Source organism: Streptomyces nitrosporeus (assembly GCF_008704555.1).
Classification (GTDB): Bacteria; Actinomycetota; Actinomycetes; order Streptomycetales; family Streptomycetaceae; genus Streptomyces; species Streptomyces nitrosporeus.
In genome coordinates this window covers 97,254-118,001 of sequence record NZ_CP023702.1, presented here as the reverse complement: position 1 = coordinate 118,001, position 20,748 = coordinate 97,254, and the positions used below count along the sequence as shown (strand labels likewise).

Annotated in this window: 22 protein-coding genes and 2 pseudogenes; 14 read left to right on the top strand and 10 right to left on the bottom strand. The window is 68.9% G+C overall.

All coding sequences use genetic code 11. The features are described 5' to 3' along the window. Positions 1–48: 48 nt before the first annotated feature. From CP967_RS00535 to CP967_RS35335, 5 genes and pseudogenes are all read left to right on the top strand, one after another. Entirely contained in the window at positions 49–1,782 is a 1,734-nt protein-coding gene (locus tag CP967_RS00535; RefSeq protein ID WP_229888424.1) for an alpha-glucosidase, read from the top strand. Positions 1,783–1,853: 71 nt separating this feature from the next. Then, positions 1,854–3,176 (top strand): ABC transporter substrate-binding protein, encoded by a 1,323-nt coding sequence (locus tag CP967_RS00530; RefSeq protein WP_229888423.1) that lies wholly within the window; start codon positions 1,854–1,856, stop codon positions 3,174–3,176. Positions 3,177–3,268: 92 nt separating this feature from the next. After that, positions 3,269–4,162: a carbohydrate ABC transporter permease gene (locus CP967_RS00525; RefSeq protein ID WP_208838854.1), complete on the top strand. Its 894-nt coding sequence runs from the start codon at positions 3,269–3,271 to the stop codon at positions 4,160–4,162. Positions 4,163–4,164: 2 nt separating this feature from the next. After that, positions 4,165–5,091, top strand: coding sequence for a carbohydrate ABC transporter permease (locus CP967_RS00520; protein WP_150486003.1), 927 nt, complete (start codon positions 4,165–4,167; stop codon positions 5,089–5,091). Between the two features lie 122 nt (positions 5,092–5,213). Then, positions 5,214–5,480, top strand: a pseudogene (locus tag CP967_RS35335) (helix-turn-helix domain-containing protein); the annotation flags it as partial. Positions 5,481–5,630: 150 nt separating this feature from the next. Here the strand turns inward: CP967_RS35335 and CP967_RS00510 are convergent. The 4 genes and pseudogenes from CP967_RS00510 to CP967_RS00495 form a co-directional block, all read right to left on the bottom strand. After that, entirely contained in the window at positions 5,631–6,416 is a 786-nt protein-coding gene (locus tag CP967_RS00510; protein WP_150486002.1) for a maleylpyruvate isomerase family mycothiol-dependent enzyme, read from the bottom strand. Positions 6,417–7,100: 684 nt separating this feature from the next. Continuing rightward, positions 7,101–7,945, bottom strand: a protein-coding gene (locus CP967_RS00505) for an IS5 family transposase (protein ID WP_373300388.1) whose coding sequence is annotated in 2 segments (ribosomal slippage) — positions 7,101–7,603 and positions 7,603–7,945 — 846 coding nt in all. Because the reading frame shifts where the segments join, the coding sequence is not laid out codon by codon here. 36 nt (positions 7,946–7,981) lie between these two features. Then, positions 7,982–8,305 carry a hypothetical protein gene (locus CP967_RS00500; RefSeq protein ID WP_308436166.1) on the bottom strand — a complete coding sequence of 108 codons (324 nt, stop codon included), beginning with the start codon at positions 8,303–8,305 and terminating at the stop codon, positions 7,982–7,984. Between the two features lie 98 nt (positions 8,306–8,403). Next, positions 8,404–9,135 (bottom strand): annotated as a pseudogene (locus tag CP967_RS00495) (transposase). A gap of 92 nt (positions 9,136–9,227) precedes the next feature. Between CP967_RS00495 and CP967_RS00490 the strand changes: the two are divergent. Beyond that, positions 9,228–9,647 (top strand): hypothetical protein, encoded by a 420-nt coding sequence (locus CP967_RS00490; RefSeq protein WP_150486001.1) that lies wholly within the window; start codon positions 9,228–9,230, stop codon positions 9,645–9,647. Positions 9,648–9,657: 10 nt separating this feature from the next. On the opposite strand, the gene CP967_RS00485 is transcribed toward CP967_RS00490, so the two are convergent. Next, complete coding sequence (locus CP967_RS00485) at positions 9,658–10,899, bottom strand: IS110 family RNA-guided transposase (protein ID WP_150486000.1); 1,242 nt, start codon at positions 10,897–10,899, stop codon at positions 9,658–9,660. Between the two features lie 457 nt (positions 10,900–11,356). Beyond that, positions 11,357–11,701, bottom strand: a complete 345-nt coding sequence (locus tag CP967_RS00480; protein ID WP_150485999.1) for a hypothetical protein — start codon at positions 11,699–11,701, stop codon at positions 11,357–11,359. Between the two features lie 120 nt (positions 11,702–11,821). Between CP967_RS00480 and CP967_RS00475 the strand changes: the two genes are divergently transcribed. Continuing rightward, entirely contained in the window at positions 11,822–12,364 is a 543-nt protein-coding gene (locus tag CP967_RS00475; protein WP_150485998.1) for an SMI1/KNR4 family protein, read from the top strand. A gap of 241 nt (positions 12,365–12,605) precedes the next feature. Here CP967_RS00475 and CP967_RS00470 read toward each other — a convergent pair whose 3' ends face one another. After that, on the bottom strand, positions 12,606–12,911 hold the full coding sequence (locus CP967_RS00470) for an AzlD domain-containing protein (protein WP_150485997.1): 306 nt from the start codon (positions 12,909–12,911) through the stop codon (positions 12,606–12,608). Then, positions 12,908–13,729, bottom strand: a complete 822-nt coding sequence (locus CP967_RS00465; RefSeq protein ID WP_150485996.1) for an AzlC family ABC transporter permease — start codon at positions 13,727–13,729, stop codon at positions 12,908–12,910. Before CP967_RS00465 ends, CP967_RS00470 begins: the two co-directional genes overlap by 4 nt. 63 nt (positions 13,730–13,792) lie before the next feature. Here CP967_RS00465 and CP967_RS34410 point away from each other — a divergent pair, with 63 nt between their 5' ends. From CP967_RS34410 to CP967_RS00450, 3 genes are all read left to right on the top strand, one after another. After that, positions 13,793–14,476 carry a CGNR zinc finger domain-containing protein gene (locus tag CP967_RS34410; protein ID WP_150485995.1) on the top strand — a complete coding sequence of 228 codons (684 nt, stop codon included), beginning with the start codon at positions 13,793–13,795 and terminating at the stop codon, positions 14,474–14,476. Between the two features lie 127 nt (positions 14,477–14,603). After that, complete coding sequence (locus CP967_RS00455; protein ID WP_150485994.1) at positions 14,604–15,509, top strand: metallophosphoesterase family protein; 906 nt, start codon at positions 14,604–14,606, stop codon at positions 15,507–15,509. After that, positions 15,506–16,168: a 4'-phosphopantetheinyl transferase family protein gene (locus tag CP967_RS00450; RefSeq protein WP_150485993.1), complete on the top strand. Its 663-nt coding sequence runs from the start codon at positions 15,506–15,508 to the stop codon at positions 16,166–16,168. Before CP967_RS00455 ends, CP967_RS00450 begins: the two co-directional genes overlap by 4 nt. A gap of 111 nt (positions 16,169–16,279) precedes the next feature. Here CP967_RS00450 and CP967_RS00445 read toward each other — a convergent pair whose 3' ends face one another. Then, a complete protein-coding gene (locus CP967_RS00445) occupies positions 16,280–16,639 on the bottom strand; it encodes a tetratricopeptide repeat protein (RefSeq protein ID WP_150485992.1) in 360 nt (119 codons plus the stop codon). Between the two features lie 122 nt (positions 16,640–16,761). Between CP967_RS00445 and CP967_RS00440 the strand changes: the two genes are divergently transcribed. After that, a complete protein-coding gene (locus CP967_RS00440) occupies positions 16,762–17,727 on the top strand; it encodes a pirin family protein (protein ID WP_150485991.1) in 966 nt (321 codons plus the stop codon). A gap of 84 nt (positions 17,728–17,811) precedes the next feature. On the opposite strand, the gene CP967_RS00435 is transcribed toward CP967_RS00440, so the two are convergent. After that, a complete protein-coding gene (locus tag CP967_RS00435) occupies positions 17,812–18,699 on the bottom strand; it encodes a helix-turn-helix transcriptional regulator (protein ID WP_150485990.1) in 888 nt (295 codons plus the stop codon). Positions 18,700–18,914: 215 nt separating this feature from the next. On the opposite strand from CP967_RS00435, the gene CP967_RS00430 reads away from it, so the two are divergent. The 3 genes from CP967_RS00430 to CP967_RS35045 are packed head-to-tail and all read left to right on the top strand — an operon-like array spanning position 18,915 to position 20,633. After that, positions 18,915–19,931 carry a zinc-dependent alcohol dehydrogenase family protein gene (locus CP967_RS00430; RefSeq protein ID WP_150485989.1) on the top strand — a complete coding sequence of 339 codons (1,017 nt, stop codon included), beginning with the start codon at positions 18,915–18,917 and terminating at the stop codon, positions 19,929–19,931. A 25-nt stretch (positions 19,932–19,956) separates the two neighbouring features. Beyond that, positions 19,957–20,367, top strand: coding sequence for a (R)-mandelonitrile lyase (locus CP967_RS00425; RefSeq protein ID WP_150485988.1), 411 nt, complete (start codon positions 19,957–19,959; stop codon positions 20,365–20,367). Positions 20,368–20,426: 59 nt separating this feature from the next. Beyond that, complete coding sequence (locus tag CP967_RS35045) at positions 20,427–20,633, top strand: SDR family NAD(P)-dependent oxidoreductase (protein ID WP_280116534.1); 207 nt, start codon at positions 20,427–20,429, stop codon at positions 20,631–20,633. The last annotated feature ends 115 nt before the right edge of the window (positions 20,634–20,748 follow it).

Here is a 20,748-nt window from a genome sequence, read left to right as displayed (position 1 = left end):
CCTAGTGAAGTCACTCAAAGTAATCATTCGAACACGATGAGGTTTGACGTGCCCGAAATCGAAGCCACCCCTGCCGACGCCTGGTGGAGCGAAGCGGTGGTGTACCAGATCTACCCCCGCAGCTTCGCCGACTCGAACGCGGACGGCATCGGTGACCTGCAAGGCATCATCGAACGGCTGGACTACCTTGCCCAGCTCGGCGTCGACGTCCTGTGGCTGTCCCCCGTCTATCCGTCCCCGCACGACGACAACGGGTACGACATCAGCGACTACCAGGACATCGACCCGCTCTTCGGGACCCTCGCCGACTTCGACCGGCTCCTGGCCGCCGTCCACGAGCGCGGCATGAAGCTCGTCATGGACCTGGTCGTCAACCACACCTCCGACGAACACCCCTGGTTCACCGCCTCCCGCGACGAAGGCCCCCAGGGCAGCAAGCGGGACTGGTACATCTGGCGCCCCGCCCGCGAGGGCATGGAACCGGGCACCCCGGGTGCGGAACCCAACAACTGGGGCTCCTTTTTCTCCGGTCCCACCTGGACCTACGACGAGAAGAGCGGCGAGTACTACCTGCATCTGTTCTCCCGCAAGCAGCCCGACCTCAACTGGGAGAACCCCACCGTGCGCCAGGCGGTCCACGCCATGATGCGCTGGTGGCTCGACCGGGGCGTCGACGGCTTCCGCATGGACGTCGTCAACCTCATCTCCAAGACCCCCGGCCTCCCCGACGGCATCGTCCACGAAGGCGCCCTGCACGGGGACGGCAGCCCCCACTACATCTGCGGCCCCCGCATCCACGAGTACCTGGCGGAGATGCACCGCGAGGTCTTCGAAGACCACCCGCGCCGCCTGCTCACCGTCGGCGAGATGCCCGGCGTCACCGTCGAGGAAGCCAAGCTCTTCACCGACCCCTCCCGCCGCGAACTCGACATGGTCTTCCAGTTCGAGCACGTCGGCCTGGACCAGGGCCCCGGCGGGAAGTTCGACGTCCGCCCGCTCAAACTGACCGACCTCAAGGCCAGCCTCGGCCGCTGGCAGACCGGCCTGGGCGAGACCGGCTGGAACAGCCTGTACTGGAACAACCACGACCAGCCGCGAGCCGTCTCCCGCTTCGGCGACGACAGCCCCGCCTACCGCGACCGCTCCGCGAAACTCCTCGCCACCGTGCTCCACCTGCACCGCGGCACCCCTTACGTGTACCAGGGCGAAGAGCTCGCCATGGCCAACACCCGCTTCACCTCCATCGATGACTTCCGCGACATCGAATCCCTCAACTACCACCGCGAGCAGACCGCCCACGGCGTCGACGAGGAACAGGTCCTGGCAGGGCTGCGCCACCGCAGCCGGGACAACGCCCGCACCCCCATGCAGTGGGACACCTCCCAGCACGCCGGCTTCACCGCCGGCACCCCCTGGATCGCGGTGAACCCCGACCACACCCGTACCAACGCCAAGGCCCAGCTCGCCGACCCCGACTCCGTCTTCCACTACTACCGCCGTCTGATCGCCCTGCGGCACACCGAACCCGCCCTCACCCACGGCGACTTCCAGATGCTCCACCCCGACCACGAACAGCTCTACGCCTTCACCCGCCACGACGCGGCCTCCGGCACCGAGCTGCTCGTCCTCGCGAACTTCGGTCCGGCCGACCTCACCGTCGACCTGCCCGACGGCTGGGAACACAGCGAGACGCTCATCGCCAACGTTCCCGCCACCACACCCCTCAGCGCACCGCACACCCTGCGGCCCTGGGAAGCCCGCGTCCACCGCCGCAACGCGTGACCACCCCCACTGCCCGTCCCGCACCGTCTCCCCCCGCACCGCCCCGATCCGCGCATACCCAAGGAATCCTCATGACGACCATGCGCTTCCGTGCCACACGCCACACCACACGCCGGGCCCTGCTCGCGATGTCCGCCCTGGCACTCGTCGCACCCCTCGCCGCGTGCGGCGGCGGCTCCGACACCGCAGAGGGTGACGGCAAAACCCTGCGCCTGTGGCACTACGAGCAGGAGGACGGCGCCCTCAGCAACGCCTGGGACGCGGCCATAGCCGAGTTCAAGAAGACCCACCCCGACGTGAAGGTCGTCTTCGAACGCAAGACGTTCGAGCAGATCCAGCAGAACGCGGGCATGATCCTCAACTCCGACAAGGCGCCCGACGTCATGGAGTACAACAAGGGCAACGCCACCACCGGCCTGCTGGCCAAGCAAGGGCTGCTCACCGATCTGACCGCCACCGCGAAGGAACGCGGCTGGGACAAGAAGATCAGCGAGAGCGCCTCGGTGACCGCCCGCTACGACGCCAACGGCGAAATGGGCGGCGACAAGTGGTACGGCGTACCCAACTACGGCGAGTTCGTTCTGGCGTACTACAACGACGACCTCTTCAAGAAGCACAACATCGCCAAGCCCACCGACCTCCAGAGCTTCGAGGCGGCCCTGGCCGACTTCAAGGCCGCCGGAATCACCCCGCTCGCCAACGCCGGCAACGACCACCCCGCCGGCCACTGGCTCTACCTCCTGGCCCTGGCCAAGGCCGATGACGCCTGGGTCGACAACTACCAGCTCTACAAGGGCAAGGTCGACTTCCACGGCCCGGAGTGGACCTACGCGGTCGAGACCTACAAGGACTGGCTCGACAAGGGCTACTTCGAGAAGAAGGACGTCGGCCTCAAGGGCAGCGACATGACCGAGCAGTTCGTCTCCCAGAAGCGGCCGATCATGGTCGGCGGCAACTGGTGGTTCGGCGGCCTGACCACCGACATCACCGACTTCTCCTGGTCCACCGCCCCCTACCCCGGCAGCAAGAAGACCCTCGGCTCCGGCGGCAACCACTGGGTCATCCCCACCAAGGCGAAGAACAAGAAGCTCGCCGAGGACTTCATCGACATCACCATGTCGGACAGGATCCAGAAGATCCTCGGCGAAGAGGGCAACGTCCCGCTCGCCGCGAAGCCGGACTCCATCGAGAACCCCAAGTCCCGCGAGCTCATCACCGCGTTCAACACCTACCAGGACGGCAACGGGCTCGCCTTCTACCCGGACTGGCCGGCCCCCGGCTACTACGACACCTGGACGGGCGCCACCCAGAACCTCATGAACGGCGGCAAGCCCCACGCCGTCCTCGACGAGCTCAAGGCCCCCTACGAGAAGTACACCGCCTCGCGGCGCTGAGGCCGACCCGCCCGCCCGCGCGTCAGCCCCTTCTTCCCGGGGACGGCGGCCCGCCCGCACCGGGCCGCCGTCCCGCCCCTCTTGGAGCAACAGTGAAAACCACACGTCACCCGCGGCCCACGGGGTACGGCGCCTTCCTCGCCCCCGGTCTGCTGCTGAGCCTGCTCTTCCTCGTCGTCCCGCTGGTGATGACCTTCTACTACAGCCTCACCCAGTGGCAGGGCGTCGGAGAGCCCACCTGGATCGGCTTCGACAACTACACCCGCCTCTTCAGCGACGCCGACTTCTGGGCCTCGTTCCGCAACATCGCCTTCGTCATCGTCGGCATCGCCGTCGTCCCCACCCTGCTCGGGCTGTTCCTCGCCGCCCTGCTGTTCGACTACATCGGCAAGAAGCACGGAGACGGATTCGTCAGCCTCTTCCGCTCCGGCCTCTACCTGCCCCAGGTCATCCCCGTCGCCGTCACCGGCCTGATGTGGGGCTGGATCCTCGCCCCCGAAGGCGCCGTCAACAGCGTCCTCGAAACCATCGGCCTGGACTCCCTGGCCCAGAACTGGCTCGGGGACCCCGGCCTCGCCCTGTGGATGGTCCTCGCCGTCCTCGTCTGGATGCAGCTCGGCTACCCCCTGGTGCTGTTCCTCTCCGGGCTCCAGCGCATCGACCCCGAACTGTACGAAGCCGCCTCCCTCGACGGCGCCACCTGGTGGCAGCGCTTCACCCGCATCACCGTGCCCATCCTGCGGCCCGAGGTCTACGTCGTACTCGTCACCACCACCATCGCCGGCCTGAAGGTCTTCGCCCAGATCTTCGTCCTCACCGGCGGCGGTCCCGGCAACTCGACCCTCGTCCCCGCGTACTTCGCCTACCAGAACTTCTTCGAGCGCGCCGACGTCGGATACGGCTCCGCGATCTCCAGCACGATCACCCTGCTCGTGCTGATCATCGCCGGAACGATGCTCACCCGCCAGGCCCGCGAGGACGGATGACCATGACCACGCACACCACTTCCACGGCACCCCCCGGCCACCGGCGCAAGCCGGTCAAGACCACAGCGGGCAAGGCCGGAGCGGGCAAGGCCAAAGCCGCCGGCAGCCGCCGCACCCCCGGCTCCTACGCCGTCCTGGCCGCCGTCGCCGTATTCGTCCTCGCGTTCCTCGCACCCTTCATCGTCATCCTGCTCAACTCGTTCAAGACGAGCGCGGACTTCCGCACCAACGGGTCGCTCTCCCTGCCCGCCGAGTGGAACTGGAGCATCATCGCCGAAGTCTGGGACCGCGTCGGCTTCTCCCAGAAACTCTTCAACAGCATCCAGATCAGCCTCGGCGTCGTCCTCATCGCCGTCCTGCTCGCCCTCTTCAACGCCTACGCCATCGGCATCGGCCGCGTCCGCTGGCGCACCCCCTTCCTCATCTTCTTCCTCGGCGTCAACGTCCTGCCGCAAGAGGGCCTCGTCTACCCCATCTACTACCTCTTCAAGGAGATGGGCCTCTACGACGGGAAACTCGGCTACACCATCCTCGTCGGCATCACCTACAGCGCCTTCGGCACCTACCTGCTCTCCTCCGTCTTCGCCGGCTTCCCCCGCGAACTCATCGAAGCCGCCGCCATGGACGGAGCCGGCCGCTGGACCATCCTGTGGCGCATCGTCCTGCCCATGAGCTGGCCCACCCTCTCGGTCATGTGCGTCTTCTTCTTCGTCTGGAGCTGGAACGAGTTCCTCTACCCCCTCGTCCTCCTCATCTCCAACGACAACCAGACCGTGCCCCTCGGCCTGTCCGTCATGCAGGGCCAGTACACCAGCGACCCCACCGCCATGAGCGCCGCAGCCCTCCTCGGCATCGTCCCCATGGTCGTCTTCTTCCTCATCTTCCAGCGCTCCCTCACCCGCGGCATGACCGCCGGAGCCGTCAAGTAACCCACTCGCGACACCCAAGGTCCGCCCCGGATCCGGCACGCACCGCCCCGCCGCCGGATCCGGGGTACGCGCATGTCTTGCCCCGGGCATCCTCCGCAGCGAATGCGCCCCGCTGCGGATACTTGTGGCCCGTCCGCTTCGCAGAGCGCCGGGCGCTTCGTGAGGAGATCCGGCTTCAGGCCGGGCAGCGGTTCGCGGCGGGTGAGAAGACCACGGTGATCGCGAAGAAGCTGCCAGTGAGCGTGCGGTCGGTGGAACGCTGGCGTCGTGCCTGGCGCGAGGGCTGCATGGAGGGCCTGCGTTCCACGGGGCCGGCGAACTCACCGACCACCTGGGAGGTGTACGTCGTCAAGGCCGACGCCGGCACCCTCGGCAAGAGCGCGGAGGCGCCCCGGGCGCCTGCTGCACCACCGACGAGCAGGCCATCGAGCCCGGCCGAGGCGAAGGCTGCCGCCGGCAGCTGCGGGAGTGGTGGAGATGAGCCGACGACGCGACCGGGCGCCGCGTCGTCGACCACGCCTTACGCGGTCGACCACGCCTTACGCGTTCGGGTCCCAGGCGAAGAGCCGCTCGAAGATGACCCGGTCGCCGTCGGTCTTCACCGAGTCCAGCGGGGTGCGTCCGTAGAACCACAGGACCAGTTCACCGGCCGTGCCCTGGGCGGAGGCGTCGGCCGGGGCCCCACTCCCGCCGGCAGCCGGGAGGCGGACGGCGCGGGCGCCGTCCGCCTCGACCGTGAAGCGCCAAGAGCGGCCCTCGGTGGCGTGGTAGTCGACGACGGCCGGCTCGTGCGGCCAGACGCCCGACCACGCGCAGCAGGTGAACAGGAATTCCTCGACGCCGTCCAGCGCCACCTCCGCCGGCAGCGGCTGCGCGGCGCCCACGGTGAGCTGGGCGTCATAGGTGTGCATCGCGATCTCCTGGAGCTGGTGCCGGGCGACGGCACCGCTGGTCCGCGGCGACTGCGAGGCGCCCCACCACGTCCAGCACTCGGCGTCCGGGCCGGCCTCCCGCAGGCTGTCCAGCAGCTCCTGCGTCGACGCGGCGAGCCAGGCCACCAACGCCCCCCGCTCCCGGGGCGCCTGCGCCCCGGCGCGCGCCGCCACGGCCTCGGCCGGCGGGGCGTCGCCCGGACCCGCCTCGACGACAGCGGCCCAGAACGGGCGGCCCGAGCCCAAATGCCGCGCCAGGTCGAACAGCGTCCATTCCGGACAGCTCGGCACCTGCGCGTCCAGGCTGGGAGCGGCGGCGATCGCGGCCCGGAAGGCCGTCGCCCGTTCGTCGATGAGCCGCAGCAAGTCAGGGAATTCCAGAGCGTTTTGCACGCCGGATGTCTACCACTGCGCCCCGTGCGACCGCACGCGGATTTTCACAGCCGACGCGGCGGGCGCGCGGCACGGTCCGCGCACCTTCGGATGGCGCGGTGCCCTGCTCTCATGCACAGCATCGGTCCAAGCCGCCCGATCGGGGATTTCCGTTCGACCGAGACCCCGCAGGATCGGAACGGCAACCGCCGCCCAGGATTCGCTGTCGCAGGTCACCTGTGCAACGCACGGAGCTGAGTGTGCCTTGTATGAAAGAACGCCTGATTTCTCTCTGGCCGGCGAGTTCTGTCCGGCCTGAAGCCGGATCTCCTCACGAAACGCCTGACGCTCAGCGGTCAGGCTCCCACCCTCCGGATACCTCGCCCCACCGGCATACCGCGAGGATCACGAGCCGTCACCACCCGACGGCAACACGAAAACCTCAGTGACCTCCTGAACGCCCCTCCTGAGATCGGCCGTTGCCCTCCTCGCCCGCCGCCACCGCCTGCCTGGTCATCCTGGCCGCCTCCGTCCGGCACCAGCTGAAGAAGACGGTCTACGGCCACAAGACCGAGCGCCGGACTCGGATACGCGCGCAAATCAGGCAACAAGGGCTTCAGCTTCACCCCCTACGAAGGCGGCAGCACCACCAACCTCGTCACTATCCTGAACGTCCGCAAACGGGTCTAGGCCGCTTCGTTTGGATCATCTGGCTGACCAGAGGAAGATCCCTGCGATGTGCAGTCCGGCCAGGTAAATGGTGGCGGTCTTCTCGTAGCGGGTGGCGATTCCTCGCCACTGCTTGAGGCGGTTGATGCACCGCTCGACGGTGTTCCGCTGCTTGTAGGTCTCGCGGTCGAAAGACGGTGGCCTGCCGCCCCGGCTCCCGCGACGTAGTCGATGACCGCGCTGGTCCGCGGGGACGGGGATTACGGCTCGGATGCCGCGCTTGCGCAGGTGTTCGCGAATCGCGCGAGAGGAATAGGCCCTGTCAGCCAAGACCACGTCCGGCCTGGTGCGAGGGCGTCCTCGCGGTCGCGGAATACGCAGGCGGCTCATCACGTGTGTGAAGGCGGGAGCATCCCCGGCCTGCCCGGCGGTGAGATAGAAGGCCAGCGGCCGGCAGCGGTCGTCGGCCGCAAGGTGGATCTTCGTGGTCAGGCCACCGCGGGACCGGCCTATGGCGTGATCATCGGGTTCACCTTCGGGAGCCCCCTTTTGCGGGCCCCCGCCGCATGCTGGTGAGCCCGCACGATCGTGGAGTCGACCGAGACCGCCCAGTTGAGATCCTCGTCGGCATCGGCCTGGGCCATCAACTCGGTGAACACCCGCTCCCAAGTGCCGTCAACGGCCCACATCCGCAGCCGGTTGTAGACGCCCCGCCAATTTCCGTACTTCATCGGCAGGTGGACCCACTGGGTTCCGGTCTGGAACTTGAAGGCGATCGCGTCGATCACCTCACGGTGGTCCTGCCACCGGCCACCCCGTTTCGGCGTCCGGTCCGGGAGCAACGGCTCAATCCGCGCCCACTGCGCATCAGTCAACGGCACTCACAGACCAACGCACAGGCACCCCGAAGGGAGCGGCTACCGACGGTCCACTCCGTCGATTGCATCAGGAGCTGTCCACCAGGCGATCACGCGAGTGGCGAACGCTTCGGGTGGCCGACTCGAAGGGAGTCCGAAATGATCCTCCAGCTCATGCCGCAGGAACTCACCGATCTCCGCCCGGTCGGCGCCACCATGGAGCTTGCGGAACAAGGGGCCGATCAGGCAGTCGTACTCGTCCTGCACGTCGTCAGCGACACCGATCGGGTCCCACTCATTGAGCAACCGCCGCAGGTCCTTCTGGGCGGAGGTGTTCCAAGAGCGCATCTCCTCAGAGTGCCATCCAAGGACGCCAGCGATCACTCATGCCACCTTGATCCAACCGAAACGGCCTAAGGGCTGTCCCGCAAATGATCTTCTGGTTGCCTCGGGCACGGTGGGCCGCCGTGCGGCCCACTTGCCTATCCGGCGAGGGCGAGGTTGTGCAGTCGGGCGATGCCGAGGATGGCGTGGTGGACGCCGTCACCTTTGAGGCGGCAGTCGCGCAGGATCTTCCAGCCCTTCATGCGGGCGAAGATGTGCTCGACGCGAGTCCTGACCTGCTTGTGCGATCGGTTGTGTTCTTCCTTCCAGGCTGGGAGTTCTTCGCCTTTGCGGCGGCGGTACGGGATGACCAGCCCGGTGCCCTGGTAGCCGCCGTCGGCGATGGTCATCGTCTTGCCGACAGCGGCCTTGACGCCGGATTCCTTTCACCCACGGGAGTCATGAAAGTTGCCCGGCACGGGCCGGCCGACCACGACGACCAGGCGGGTGTCGGCGTCGATGACCACCTGATGAGCCGTGGAGTAACGGTAGTTCTTCGATTGCTCGGTGATCGTGTGGTCGCGAGTGGGCACCATGGTTCCGTCGACGATGAGCACGGTGTCCTTCGCGAATCGTTTGCGGGGCTGGAGGGCGAGCATCGGCCCGAGGTGGTCGATGATCCGGTCGGCCGCCGACTTGGACACCCCGAACAGTGGGGCGAGCTGCCGCATCGTGAGGTTCGTTCGCCAGTAGGCCGCGACCAGCAGGGCCCGGTCCTCCAGCGGAAGACTCCACGGCCGGCCCCTGCGGACCGCGTCCGCCCCCTCGCGCCGCAGCACCGTCACCAGCTTCCCGAACTGCCGCGGGCTGAGCCCGGTGAACGGGGCTATCCAGACACCTCAGGGTCCTAGCTCGTCAAGCCGCACGCCTGCAGCGGCTGTGTAGCCTGTCGATCTGTTCGAACGGGATGAGGAGGCCGACGGTGGATGCCGAAGGAACGCACACTGCGATCCAGCTTCCCGAAGGGTCCTGGTGGGACTGGGACGTCGTCGCTTGGGACGGCGGACAGCTCAGGCTCGCCGCCGACCACGACCTGACCTACCACCACGGCCTGGAACTGGTCTTCGGCGATCCGGTCTTCGTCAGCTGTCCGACCGGCTTCCACGATCCGGTCTTCCGATCCCCGTCGCCCGCCGAGCTCCTGAAAGTCACTCGTCAGCTCGGAGAGAAGCCGCCCGTCGTGGTCGCCTTCGAAGCCGACGCCGGCGGGCAGGAGCCGGTCTCGTGTCTCATCGCCGCAGAGCGCCTCGACATCGTCCAGGAATTGGTCCTGCGCTACTGGCGCGAGGATGCAGGCCCCGATCAGCGTTTCGCTCCCTGGGTGACGCCCCCAGGCCAGTAGACGCACTGCGCTATGCGGCCGCTGCGGTGACCTCGGTGGCCGGTGCTGGGAAGGCCAGTGCCTCGTCATATGGATGACGCTGCTGGAAACAATGGTAGAGCTGGCCGATCATGCGGTTGAAGAGGTTGCGCTGGGCGGCGGCGTGCCAATCCGCGTGTTGGTCGCGTCGGCGCCGGTAGTGGGCTTTGGCGCCGGGTGAGGCGGTAATCGCGGAGAAGGCCCAGAGGTAGCCAGCGTGGTTGAGGCGGTTGTTCTTCACCCAGCGTCGGGTGATGCTGGACTTCTTGCCGGAGGCTCGTGTGATGGGTGAGGCGCCGGCGTATGCTTTCAAGCTGCGGGCGTCGGCGAATCGTTGTCGGTCGTCGCCGATCTCGGCGAGCACGCGGGCGCCGAGCTGGGTGCCCAGGCCGGGGAAGCTGAGAATGATTTCAGCGTCTGGATGCTGAGGAAATGCCTCTTCAACCGCCTCGGCGAGGCTGTCGGCGGCGGTGCAGGCGGCCTCCAGCTGAATCAGGAGAGCAAGCATCTGCTTGCCAAGTGCCTCCTTTACCAGGTCCGACTGTCGGGCCCAGTCGGCCCGGAAGACCTCGCGTAGCCGTTCGGCGTCGGCTGCGATGCCGCGCTGGCGACCGGCCCGCTTGAGTGCGGCCTGCAATTGTGTGCGGGTAAGCAGAGCCGCCTTGGCCGGTGTCGGGGCCGCCTTCAACAACTCGTGCGCCTCGGGCCGGCAGAGTCCATTTTTCCAGGATTCGACGGCTGCGAGAGCCGCCGGGTAGTACTCGCGCAACAGGGATCGAAGCTGGTTGGCGATCTGCTGCCGGTTCCACGTAGCGTCCTGCTGAGCACGCGCGAGGACGGCGACAGCACGGGCCAGGTCGCTGTCCTGGGGAAGAGGGCGGTGGGCGTGCATGTCGGTCCGCAGCACGTTGGCCAGGACCAGGGCATCGCCCGGGTCGGACTTCTTGCGCGAGACCGAATGACGGTCGCGGTATCGAGCAGCGGCCATCGGGTTGATCGCGAAGACTTGCCGCTTGCCGGTCCGCAGCACCGCGACCAGCAAGCCTCGGGATGTCTCGAGTGCAACCGGGATCGGGGATTCCTCTGTGTCGCCGTGATCAGCAAGCAGATCCAGGAGAACCTTGTAACCAGCAGCGTCATCGGTGATGTGTCGCTTGGCCAGTAACTGGCCGCTGTCGTCAACCAGGGCAACGTCGTGCGTACGTTCCGCCCAGTCGATGCCGCAATAGATCAAGATCTTTCCCTTCCCCGCGATTCAGGTGTCTGTACTGGTCACGAGCTCATGCGGTACCACGCAGCGACCTAATCCAAGGACTCGACACAGGGCCGGTCCGCCACCTCAGCAGCTGTTCGTGGCACCAGCTCACCGCACGGGCCCCGGTCTGCGTTGGAGCTGAACCGGCTCGGGCATCACGAGGGGTCACCTTGCGGCGGGCTCGCACCACAAACACCAACGAGTGATCAAGGGAACCGTGTTGACGACGGTGGTGGTCACGAAAGCGTCGGGCAACGCCGCTCTGGATATAGGGATCAAGTCCCCTGACGACTCAAGGCGCCAGCCCGACGCTCACGTGACCGCCATCGCGGCCAACTTCTACGGCTCGATCGGCCCTGCCGTACGTCCCAGAGGGCTATCGCTACCACCGGATTAGGACGGCTCCGACGCCGTGATCACACCAGTCACTGCGTGATCATTCCGCTGCTTCAGGTTCCCCCTGCTCGAACGCGATGCGGCAGCGTTCTACCTGGTCGGCCACCTGCTCCATGAACCAGCGCATGACCTCGTAGGGGACAACACGCTCGTCAGGGCTGTAGACGCGAACGGTCGGGTGCAGATTCGGGTCCTCGTCTGGGACAAGCGCTACCAAGAAGGCAGCGCCGGGCAAGTGGGTCACCGCGGCGTTGGGGTTCTCGGCACCCGTGGCCGGCGCAGGCACAGCCTCGCTCAGCTCCACGGCCCAGGCATCGTCAGGCAACGCGTAGTGGAACAGGACGGCGTAGTGGCGGCCTGCATGTTCTCGCAGCTCCCATGGCATGTCAGCAGGCTGCCACATCGGCCGTGTCAGAGGCTCGCGGGTATCCCGACCCTCACCAGAGCGCAACCCAGCCAGCATTTGCGGGACAGCCCTTAGGCCAACAGCGGAAGAAGTCCGGACATGCACCCAGCGGTAGAGCGCCTCGTCGAACTGGTCCCCTCGCCCCGGCCCCGCCACCCACGCGACTGGCAAGCAGTCGAGCAGGAACTCGGCACACCCGTACCCACCGACTACCAGCAGCTCATCGAAGCGTACGGAGGCGGCCTCTTCGACGAGACCGTCTGGATCCTCGACCCCGCATGCCCCGACGAGGACTACAACCTCCTCAGCGCCACCACGGAGCGTGCCGGGGTCCTCGCCGACCTCTGGGAGACCGAACCCGTCCCGCAACAGATCCGGGACACCGGTGCCCGGGTGATCCCCTGGGCCTACGACGAGGACAGCGGCGCCTACCTGTACTGGCTCGCCGAGCCCGGACAGAAGCCCGACGAATGGACGGTGATGTTCAACGAAGGCCGTGGACCGCTGTGGGAGCACCACGACACCCAGTGCGCCCCCTTCCTCCTGGCCGTTCTCACCGGGCGGGCGGAAACCGAGTACTTCCCCGAACTCCCCGCCGAAGTACACACCTTCGAGGCCAACGACGACATCCTGGACGCATAAGCGGACGTTTTCCTGCTTCACGGCAGGCAACGGTTGTGCGGGCCGATGGTTTCAGCCCAGCCGGGCTCCCCTTTCCCAGCCCTCACCGAGAACCCCGGATGCCCGCACGGCCCTTGCCCGCCTCCACCGCGCCCTCCACGTGGGACTGCTCGGTGCGCGTCATCCAGGACTTCTGGTACCTGATGCTCCCCGGCTCACCGGTGAGGGGAACGGGCCGGCCGGTCGGCGACCGCACACGTCCCTACACCCATATGCGCAGAGCCGCCGTCACGGCGACCGCGGCCACCAGGGCCACGGGGAGCGGGGCCCGGCGCCAGAGGAGCAGCGGAACCACCACGAGTCCGGCGATCATCGTGGGGTCCAAGGCGGTCCAGCCGGGGCCCAGCACGGCTACGACGATGAATCCGGCGAGCAGGGCGGGGGTGGAGAGGGCGATCACCGACTGTGCTCGCGGGGGCAGGGTTCGCCCGCCGAAGAGGGCGGGGCCGAAGGCCTTGCAGGCGAAGCTGAGGGCGGCGACGGCGGCGATGGTGAGCCAGAGCGTCATGATGCGGCCTCTTCGTCGGAGTGGGCGGAGCGCAGGACCCTTTCAGGCTTTTCGGCCGGCCCTGCGGTTTCCGTGGTTCCGGCCACCGCCGTCTCGCCCGTTTCGCCGGCTTGCCGGTGCCGGGCGGGCGTCCTGAGCAGGGCGACGAGAGCCGCGAGTGCCGCGCCCACCAGGGCGGGTCCCGCGGGCAGGAAGATGATGAGTCCGGCGGCGATCGCCGCGCCGAGCAGGGCAGGCAGGCGGTTGATCCGCTCCCGGCGGACTTCGTCGAAGAGGAGCGCGAGGAAGAGCGCGGGTGTGAGGACGTCCAGTCCGAGCCGGTGCAGGAGACCGGGGTCGGGGGACACCACCACGCCGAGGGCGGTGCCCGCTACCCAGGCGGGCCACTGGATCGCGGTGGCGCCGAAGAGCAGGTACCGGTCGAACCGTCCGCCCCCGAGGTGGGCGGCGGCCCAGGAGCCGTCCACCACCGCCTGGCCTTCGAGCGCGCGGCGGAACCGGCCGCCGCGCAGATCGCCGGCGACGGCGATGCCCATGGGGACGAAGCGGCTGTTGACCAGTGCTGCGGACATCACGGCCCCGGCCGGACCGCCGCCGGAGCCCAGCGTGGCCACCAGGGCGAACTGGGCGGACCCCGAGAACACGGCCATCGAGCAGATCACGGGCGCGAGGCACCCCCAGCCCTGGGAGGCGCTGATCGCACCGAAGCTGACGGCGAGGAGGAAGGAGGCCGCCGCGAGCCCGGAACCGGTTCTGAGTCCGGAGAGGAAGCTCGCACGCGGTGAGGCGACTGCCTTCGCTGACCGGGAACTGTCCATCGCCTCATCATAACGGCCATAGGCGATTATGGGTGTTAGAAAAGTAAGTACGATGGAGGTGTGATGAGCAAGCAAGCTGTTCCCCGCGCTCCAGGCGTGGAGGCGAGCCCCCATGACTCCGGTGTGTCGTTGGTGGGCGGACATCCGGTGCTCGACTTCGCCAACACCGTCGCCTGGCGCCTGGACCCCGTCCGTACCGTCGACCGTGTCCGAGGCGCCGGGGCGTGGGCGCGCTGGGCCGTGGCCGCCGGACTGCTCACCGCCGGCCGCGCCGAGGCGCTGCTCCGGGCGGAGACGGCGGACTCCACGCCCTCGGATACGGCGACCGCGGCGCTCATCGACCTGCGCGCCGTCCTCTGGCCGGTCCTGGATGCCCTGGTCGACGACCAGGAGCCCCCTGCCGCAGAGTGGGAGGCACTGCGCCGGAACATGGTGCTGGCCCGCGAGGACGCCGTACTGCCCCCCGCTTTCCCTCTGCGGTGGCAGCCCGGCACGGACCGTCTCGACGATCTGCGCCACGCGCTGGTGCTGCGGACGGAGGACCTGCTGAGCGGGGACGGCCTGTGCCGGGTCCGGCGCTGCGAGGGCCCCGGATGCGGCTGGTTCTTCCTCGACCGCTCCCGGAGCGGAACCCGGCGCTGGTGCAGCTCGCAGGACTGCGGCAACCGGGACCGCGCCAGGCGCCACTACTCCCGCACCCGGCAGCGCGGAGCATCCCGCGCGTCCGCCGCCGGGCCTCACCCGTAGGCGCGGGCGAGGACCGGGCCGTCGCCCTCCCGCGGTCCGCGCGAAGACCCGCAGCAGGGGCACGGCACCACGGCCGCAGAAACATCAACACCGTGCCCGGCACGGCCAATTGCCGTAGATTCATGGAATGCGCCCGTCGAACCCGCCCGCCCCGCACACCACCGCGGGAAAGGGCCGTCTGCTCGCCGTCAGCGACCTGCACGTCGGAATCGCCGACAACCGCCCGGTCGCCGACCGGATCCACCCGACCTCCGACGAGGACTGGCTCATCGTCGCCGGTGACGTCGCGGAGCAGGCCGAAGAGGTGGAGCGGGCCCTGGAGGCGCTGGCCGGGCGCTTCGCCCACGTGGTGTGGACGCCCGGGAACCACGAACTGTGGACCGTGGACAAGGACCCCGTGCAACTGCGGGGACAGGCCCGCTACGAACACCTCGTGGAGGTCTGCCGGGAACTCGGGGTGTCGACCCCCGAGGACCCGTACCCCACGTGGCGGGGAGAGGGCGGCCCGGTCGCCGTCGCGCCGGTGTTCCTGCTGTACGACTACACCTTCAGGGCGCCCGGCACCTCCACCAAGGAGGAGTCGCTGGCCCGCGCGCACGAGGCCGGTGTCGTCTGCACCGATGAGTACCTGCTCCACCCCGACCCCTACCCGTCCCGGGACGACTGGTGCCGGGCACGGGTCGCGCTGACCGAACGGCGGCTGGCCGCCCACGATCCCGGCGTCCCGCTCGTGATCGCCGGTCACTGGCCTCTGGTACGCGAGCCCACCTCGGTCATGTGGTACCCGGAGTTCGCCCAGTGGTGCGGTACCGAGCTCACCGCCGACTGGCACCGCCGGTTCCCCGTCGCCGCCGTCGTCTACGGCCACCTCCACATCCCCCGTACCACCTGGTACGACGGCGTGCGCTTCGAGGAGGTCTCGATCGGCTACCCCAAGGAGTGGCGGAAGCGGGGCCATCCCCGCGGGCTGGTGCGGCAGATCCTTCCGTACGACGGCGCCGAGGCGCCCGGCGGGACGGACGGCGCCCCGTGATCGAACAGCTGCTGCCCGCCTGCGTGGCGTGGGCGGAGACCCATGACACGGGCGACGCGGAGGGACTGCTGTACCCGGAGGAGGAGGCGCTCGTCGAGCGCGCCGTGGACCGGCGACGGCACGAGTTCGCCGCCGTACGCGGGTGCGCCAGACAGGCCATGGCCACGCTCGGACTGCCCCCGGCGCCGGTCCTGCGCGGGCACCGGGGCATGCCTCTGTGGCCCGAGGGGACAGTCGGCAGCATGACCCACTGCGACGGCTACCGCGCGGCGGTCCTGGCCAGGGCCACCGACGTACGGTCCGTCGGGATCGACGCGGAACCCGACGAAGCGTTGCCGCCCGATATCTGGGAATCCGTCTCGCTGCCCTCCGAGCGGAGGCGGCCCGCCCCCGGCGCGAACGGCCCGTCACCGCACTGGGACAGACTGCTCTTCAGCGCCAAGGAGAGCGTCTTCAAGGCGTGGTTCCCGCTCACCCGTATCGAACTCGACTTCCTGGAGGCCGACATCAGCTTCCACCGCCGCGCCACGGCGGAGTGCCGGGGCACCTTCACGGCGCGGCTGCTGCGCACGGCCCCGGGAATGCCGCAGGTGTTCGAGGGAGAGTGGCTGGCGGAGAAGGGCTTCGTCCTGACCGCGGTCGTACTGCCGCCCGTGTGAGGGCGGACCGGCCGGAAAGACCGGACGCCGGCCCGCCTGTCGTGCACGGGCCGGCGTCCACCGGTTCACCACGCCGGTTCCCACCGGTTCACCACGCAGGCGTCCGCCGGTTCACGGAGCGGGCTGTCCGGGGCCGAGGTCCCCGGTGAGGGCCGCCGCCAGGCGCAGGTGGGTCGCCGCCTCGGCGTGCCGGCCCTGGCGCTCCAGGGTGCGCCCGAGCATCAGCCGCGCGTAGTCCTCGACCGGGTCGCGCTCCAGCACCTCACGCAGTTCCTGTTCGGCCTTGGCCAGACGCGCCGAGTGGTAGTAGGCCCTCGCCAGCAGCAGCCGCGGCGCGACCTGGCCGGGCGCCTCCTCGACCAGTCCGCGCAGGATCCGCGCGGCCGTCATGTACTCCTTCGCCTCGAAGAACATCCGCGCCCGGTCCCAGCGCTCGGCGGGCGTACCGAACTCGTAGTAGCTCTCTTCCACTTGTCCTCCTCGGCCGAAGTGCCTGACGAGCGTGCCAACAGCATGGGGTAGTTTAATATTCCACTAAGTGTTCGGCGTGGGGGGCCGGTCCTCCACGCCCGTACGGGAATAGGTTGGGCACCATGAGCAATCTCGATCGCCAGGCCACGCCCACCGTCTGCGGAGGGCGTGGCTTCGTCGTAGCCGAGCCGGTGCGGGAACTCCTCTCCCCGCGCCATGTCCAGCTGGGTGAGTCCACCGAGGTCCGCCGGCTGCTGCCCAACCTGGGGCGGCGGATGGTCGGAGCCTGGGCCTTCGTCGATCACTACGGCCCCGACGACATCGCCGACGAGCCCGGGATGCAGGTCCCACCGCACCCTCACATGGGGCTCCAGACGGTCAGCTGGCTGCACGACGGCGAGGTCCTGCACCGCGACAGCCTCGGCAGCCTGAAGACGATCCGGCCCCGTGAACTGGGGCTGATGACGTCGGGCCGGGCCATCAGCCACTCCGAGGAGAGCCCGAAGCCGCACGCCAGGTTCCTGCACGGGGCCCAGCTCTGGGTCGCCCTCCCCGACGCGCACCGGAACGTGGAACCGCACTTCCAGCACCACGCCGATCTGCCCACTGTCACGGCCCCCGGCCTCACCGCCACCGTCATCCTGGGGGAACTCGACGGAGCCAGGTCACCCGGTACCGCCTACACCCCGATCGTCGGCGCCGATCTGGCCCTCACCCGCGGGACCGTGACCCGGCTGCCCCTCGACCCCGACTTCGAGTACGCGGTGCTGTCGATGTCGGGGGAGGCCGAGGTCGACGGAGTACCGGTGCTGCCCGGTTCGATGCTCTACCTCGGCTGCGGGCGAACCGGACTTCCCCTGCGGGCCGAGTCGGACGCGGAACTGATGCTCCTGGGCGGCGAGCCGTTCGAGGAGGAGATCGTCATGTGGTGGAACTTCGTGGGCAGGACCCAGGACGACATCGCGCAGGCCCGCGAGGACTGGATGAACAGTGATCGGTTCGGCACCGTACGAGGCTACGACGGCCCGCCGATCCCGGCGCCGGCGCTGCCCGACGTGGCGCTGAAGCCCCGTGGACGGGTGCGCTGATCTGCGCGTTCTCCATCTGCAGGGGTGCCGTCGTCTGACGGCAGGAAGGCGGTGATGAATCCGGCTTCCTGCGGTGGGGGATTCTCAGTCACCGGCGTGTGGTTCGGGTGTGGGGGCACGGGGCGTGGCGGCCCAGGAAGCGAGCAGGCGCAGACCCTCTTCGGAGGAGGAGGCGGGTTCGGCGGTGTAGATGGTGAGGGTGAGGCCGGGTTCGGCGGCCATTTCCAGGCCTTCGTAGGCGAGGGTGAGTTCGCCGACCGCCGCGTGGTGGTAGCGCTTGAAGCCGGTGCCGTGGTGACGGACGTCGTGGGCGCCCCAGCGGGTGCGGAAGGCGTCGCTGCGAGTGGAGAGTTCGCCGACAAGGTCGTGGAGGTCCTTGTCGTGGGGGTTGCGGCCTGCTTCGGTGCGCAGGATGGCGACGGTGATGTCGGCGGCCTGGTCCCAGTCGGGATAGAAGCGGCGCGCGTCGGGGCTGAGGAAGGTGAAGCGGGCGAGGTTCTCCTGGTTGTGGAGGTCGGCGTACACGTCGGCGTAGAAGGCGCGGGCGAGCCGGTTGACGGCCAGGAGGTCCATGCGGCCGTTGCGGACGAACGCCGGGCCCTCGGTGACGGCGTCCAGGGTCCACTGCAGGCTCGGATGCGGTTTCCACCGCCGGGCGGCGCGGCGGCGGGGCCGGGTGAGGACGTCGGAACCGTCGGCGGCCTGGGCCAGGTGGAGCAGGTGGGCGCGTTCGGCGTCGTCGAGCTGCAAGGCCCGGGCGACGGCCTCCAGCACGGCCGGCGAGACGCCGGCGAGGCTGCCGCGCTCCAGTTTGGCGTAGTACTCCACGCTCACATCGGCCAGCGCCGCGACCTCGCTGCGGCGCAGGCCCGGCACGCGCCGGCGGCTGCCGGCGGGCAGGCCCGCCTGCTCGGGAGTGATCTTCGCGCGCCGCGAGGTGAGGAACTCGCGGACCTCTGCCTGGTTGTCCACGCCTTCGACGGTACGTCCCGCGCACGACCACAGGGATGTACTGCCAGTACACCCCTTGACGGTGCCTCGCTACGGGCTCCGGGAGCGGGTTACCTGGATGACGTGGTGCTCCCCGCCCCCGCAGCACGAAGGGCGCGCGCACCCAGGCCCTGTACACGGCGGCGGTCCCGGACATCTGGTGGCTGCACGCCTCGGCACGTGAAGGAACCCCGCTGATGCGCGGCGCAGTGATCCACGCCCCCGGCGACGTCCGTTTCGAGACGCTGGACGACCCCAAGATCCTCAAGTCCACCGACGCCGTCATCCGCACGGCCGTGACCTGTGTGTGCGGCTCGGACCTGTGGCCGTACCGCGGCGCGGAGCCGATCGGAGACCCGCACCCGATGGGCCACGAGTACGTCGGCTTCGTGGAGGAGGTCGGCTCCGAGGTCACCTCGGTGAAGCCGGGCCAGTTCGTCGTCGGCTCCTTCGCGACCTCGGACAACACCTGCGCGAACTGCCGCAACGGGTTCCCGTCGAATTGCCTGCACCGCGAGTTCATGTCGGCCTGCCAAGCCGAGTACGTCCGCATCCCCGACGCACAGGGCACCCTGGTCGCCACCGACGAGGTGCCTGACGAGGAGACGTGGCCCGGCCTGCTGGCAGTGTCGGACGTGATGGGCACCGGCTGGTGGGCTGCCGACGCCGCCGAGGTGGGGCCCGGTTCCACCGCAGTGGTCGTCGGCGACGGCGCGGTGGGCCTGTGCGCGGTCATCGCGGCGAAGGAGAGGGGCGCGGAGCGCATCATCGCCATGTCCCGGCACGCCTCCCGGCAGCGGCTCGCCCAGGAGTTCGGCGCCACCGACATCGTCACCGAGCGCGGCGAGGAGGGCGTGGCCCGGATCAAGGAGCTGACCGGCGGGATCGGGGCGGACAGCGTGCTGGAGTGCGTCGGTACGGGCGAGGCGATGCGGCAGGCCCTGCACTCCGCCCGGCCCGGCGGGAACGTCGGCTTCGTCGGCGTTCCGCACGAGGTCGCGATCGACGGGCAGGAGCTGTTCTTCTCCCACGCCGGCCTGCGCGGCGGACCCGCCCCCGTCCGCCGCTACCTGCCCGACCTGATCGACCGCGTCCTGACCGGCCGGATCAGCCCCGGCAAGGTCTTCGACCTCATCCTGCCCCTGGAGCAGGTCGCCGAGGGCTACAAGGCGATGGACGAGCGCCGCGCCATCAAGGCCCTCCTCAAGCCCTGACCCCTCTCCCGGACAAGGAGCAACCGTGCAGACCACCCGTAGTCCGATCGACACCGTCAAGGGCCCGGCCGACTGGTTCACCGGCGATGTGTACACCGACGCCGTTGCCGCGGCGCCCGCTCCGTCCCGGGCCACGGCCTCGCTGGTGCACTTCATGCCCGGCGCCCGTACCCACTGGCACCGCCACCCGCTCGGGCGGACCGTCTTCGTCACCGAAGGCGTCGGCCTGTGCCGGCGCCGCGGCGGACCGGTGGAGGCCATCCGCCCCGGCGACCGTGTGCTGTTCGAGGCCGGCGAGGAGCACTGGCACGGCGCCGCCCCGAACCGGCTGATGGTCCACCTCGCCATCAACGAAGGCGACGACGACCACGCCGTCGCGCACTGGCTGCACCCCGTCACCGACGAGGAATACACCACCACCCCGGCCACCGACTGAACTGTGCGGCCCGCACCCTGACACCAGCACACCAGCCGGAAAGAAGAAGCGAAGTGAGCGTGACCTACGACTTCCACGGCAAGACAGCCTTCGTCACCGGCGCCGCCTCCGGCATCGGCCGGGCCACTGCCCTCGCCTTCGCCCGCGCGGGCGCACGGGTCGCCCTGGCCGGCGACGGGCTGGGCCAAGTAGCTCGCCCCGCGGGCAGGCCGTCACCGTTTTTACGCCAAGGCGAGGAGAGTGATCTTTCGCCAGAGAGCGGATAAATCATCGCAAGCATGCCGTAACGGCTACTTCGGTCGGATATATCAAGTCACAGGAATCTCTAATTCCATTTTGTGGTATTGATTTAACGCGCAGCTGCAAATAGCTTCCCAGAGG